General features: G+C 66.0%; 2 protein-coding genes. One reads left to right on the forward strand and one right to left on the reverse strand.

The annotated features are described in order from the left end of the window. Positions 1 to 66: 66 nt before the first annotated feature. On the forward strand, positions 67 to 1,584 hold the full coding sequence (araA, locus tag ACLQ62_RS05135; protein WP_411720590.1) for an L-arabinose isomerase: 1,518 nt from the start codon (positions 67 to 69) through the stop codon (positions 1,582 to 1,584). Positions 1,585 to 2,037: 453 nt separating this feature from the next. Here the strand turns inward: araA and ACLQ62_RS05140 are convergent, their stop codons facing one another. After that, on the reverse strand, positions 2,038 to 3,024 hold the full coding sequence (locus ACLQ62_RS05140) for a LacI family DNA-binding transcriptional regulator (RefSeq protein ID WP_411720591.1): 987 nt from the start codon (positions 3,022 to 3,024) through the stop codon (positions 2,038 to 2,040). Positions 3,025 to 3,308 lie beyond the last annotated feature (284 nt).

Raw genomic sequence — 3,308 nt, forward strand, 5'->3', positions numbered from 1 at the left:
GGACGACATCGACCGGCTCTACGAGCGTTACCAGAACGTCTACGGCCAGCACCCTGAGGAGACCCGATGACCGCGCGCCCGCTCCCGACCCCGGACGCGGAGGTCTGGTTCCTCACCGGAAGCCAGAACCTGTACGGCGAAGAGACCTTGAAGCAGGTTGCCGAGCAGTCGCAGGAGATCGCGCGAACGCTGGGCGCGGCATCCGCTGTGCCGGTGAGAGTCGTCTGGAAGCCCGTGCTGAAGGACTCCGAGTCGATCCGCCGGGCCGCCCTCGACGCCAACGCGGACGACACCGTCATCGGCCTGATCGCGTGGATGCACACGTTCTCGCCCGCGAAGATGTGGATCGCCGGCCTCGACGCGCTGCGGAAGCCCCTGCTGCACCTGCACACCCAGGCCAATGTTGCGCTGCCCTGGGGCGAGATCGACTTCGACTTCATGAACCTCAACCAGGCCGCCCACGGCGACCGTGAGTTCGGCTACATCCAGACGCGCCTCGGCGTCTCCCGCAAGACCGTCGTCGGCCACGTCTCCAACCCCGCCGTCACCGCCCAGGTCGGCACCTGGATGCGCGCCGCCGCCGGCTGGGCCGCCACCCACGAGCTCAAGCTCGCGCGCTTCGGCGACAACATGCGGTACGTCGCCGTCACCGAGGGCGACAAGACCGAGGCCGAGCTGCGGTTCGGCGTGCAGGTGAACACCTGGGGAGTGAACGAACTGGCGGATGCCGTCTCCGCGGCATCCGCAAGCGACATCGACACCCTCGTGGCCGAGTACGAAGAACTGTACGACGTCGTGCCCGAGCTGCGGAAGGGTGGCGACCGCCACTCCTCCCTCCGTGACGGTGCGGCGATCGAGATCGGGCTCCGCTCCTTCCTCGAGGAGGGCGGGTTCGGCGCGTTCACGACCTCATTCGAGGACCTCGGCGCGCTCAAGCAGCTGCCGGGTCTCGCGGTGCAGCGGCTCATGGCCGATGGCTACGGTTTCGGCGCCGAGGGGGACTGGAAGACAGCCATCCTCGTGCGAGCAGCATCCGTCATGGGAGCCGACCTTCCCGGCGGCGCGTCACTCATGGAGGACTACACTTACCACCTCGTGCCCGGTGAAGAGCAGATCCTCGGCGCCCACATGCTCGAGGTCAGCCCGGGGCTCACCTCGGCGAAGCCGACGCTCGAGATCCACCCGCTCGGTATCGGCGGCAAGGACGACCCGGTCCGCCTCGTCTTCAACGCCGACCCGGGCCCAGCCGTCGTCGTCGCGATGAGCGACATGCGTGACCGGTTCCGCCTGGTCGCCAACGTCGTCGACGTGATCGAGCCGGCCGAAGCACTGCCCAACCTCCCGGTCGGGCGCGCGGTGTGGAAGCCGCAGCCGTCGTTAGCGACCTCGGCCGCCGCCTGGCTCACCGCAGGAGCCGCCCACCACACGGTCATGACGACCGCGGTGGACATTGAGGTGTTCCGCGACTTCGCGGAGATTGCGGGTACCGAACTGCTCGTCATCGACGATGCCACCACCCTGGACGGGTTCTCCCGCGAGGTGCGCTGGAACAACGCGTACTACCGGCTCGCACAGGGATTCTAGAAACAGAAGAGGAGAGGGGTGGATGCGGCTACCACCGCCCCTCTCTGCTCTCCCGCGCGGCTCCACCAGACTCTTCACCGCATGAGTGGATTTGAAAGACCGAATATGTATGAGGTTTTGATGGCGGCCCTGCCGCTCGACCATTCAACGGAGAATCCATGCCGAAGCCTTCCGCCGTCATCTCGGCCAGCCGACTAGCAGCCGCGTCCGTTAGCCCAGACCCGGCCGGCTTCCCGCCCCGTGACACTGGGGGACATCCCTGTTCCGTCGCGTCTGCACGCCAAGATCAGAGGTGACAGGCGCAATCCTCTCGGTATCGGCGCACGATTTCTACGAGGCGTAGCCTAAACGGCACCGTGGCGGTCCCATGGCTCCGGCGTAGCCCCGCACCCCATGATCATCTGCTCCGCTTCTAAGGTGCCGGCGTCTTCGAGGATGGCGCACGTTGGGTGCTCATCTGGGAGCAGAACCCGTGCTGTCACGCACGATCAGGTGCGGCTCAATCCACGGAATGAGTTGAGTCTCCTCACCACGCATCATCGTCAGGATCTGGTCCACGGCACGATAGCCGATCTCCTCGAAGTCGAGAACTACGGTGGTCAGCGACGGGTTGTAATACCTCGCCTCAGCGACGTTGTCGAACCCGACAATGCTCACTCGGTTCGGGACGGCGATACCCCGCTCATCGAATGCCTTGATGGCACCGAGTGCGAATGGGTCGTTGGCCGCGAACACGGCGGTCACGTTCGGGTTGTCCGCCAGCCTGAGCCCTGCCTCATACCCGGCCCTGGCACTCCAGTCGGCGGTCGCCACCGGGGGCGGGACGATCCGTCCGCTCTCCGAGAGTTCCGTACGCCATCCCAACTGCCGGGCGTCCGATGCCATCCAGCCCGGCGGGCCGGAAATATGCCACACCGTCTCATGCCCGAGATCGAGCAGATGCCGGACCGCCACGCGTGATCCATGCACTTCATCGATCGAAACACTCGTTGCGGACGGAGCCGATCCCTGCTCGAAAGCGACGATAGGGACATCGCTGTCGACACCGCGCAACACTTCCATCGCCGCGGTGAGCGGCGCGAGGACGATGATGCCGTCGACTTCGTCTGCTGAAAGCTCACCCAGCGCCGCACGGACCGTCGCGTGGTCCAGCGCCGCGAGGGTGACGAGGCGCGTGGAGTAGCCGTTCCGTCGTGCCTGCTCTGAGATTCCCACCAGGGCGAGCGAGGGACCGTGCACTGACAGCGCGTAACTCAGCACCCCGAGGTTCATGGTGCGGTTGCTGGCCAGCGCCGCGGCTGCGGTGTTGCGTCGGTACTGGAGCTGCTCGATCGCCTGCTGGACACGTTCGCGAATTTCCGGAGAGACGTTGTCAGCGCGGTTGACCACGCGGGACACCGTCTGTTGTGACACACCCGCTAGCTTCGCGACATCCACCATGCGGGCGCCGCGCGATTTGGACGCAATTCGACTCAAGTGAGCTCCCCTTCCCCTCGCCGAAAAAATCGGCCCGAACCCAGTATGCCGTTAGCTTGGTGAGGGCTGGGCCAGCTAGATCGGGTGGTTAAGTGACGACAGTGGGGTGTGACGGGGCGCGCGCGTACCGCAACGCCCCGCCACGTGTGCCGCGCCTATGGCCTCCGGTACCGCAGCACCGCCGGGTGCCGCTCGTAGGGCCCCTCAGCGTCGGGGATCATGTTTTTATTCGTCGTGTAGCTGCCGTC

The organism is Mycetocola sp., assembly GCF_046716805.1.
Taxonomy (GTDB): domain Bacteria; phylum Actinomycetota; class Actinomycetes; order Actinomycetales; family Microbacteriaceae; genus Mycetocola_A.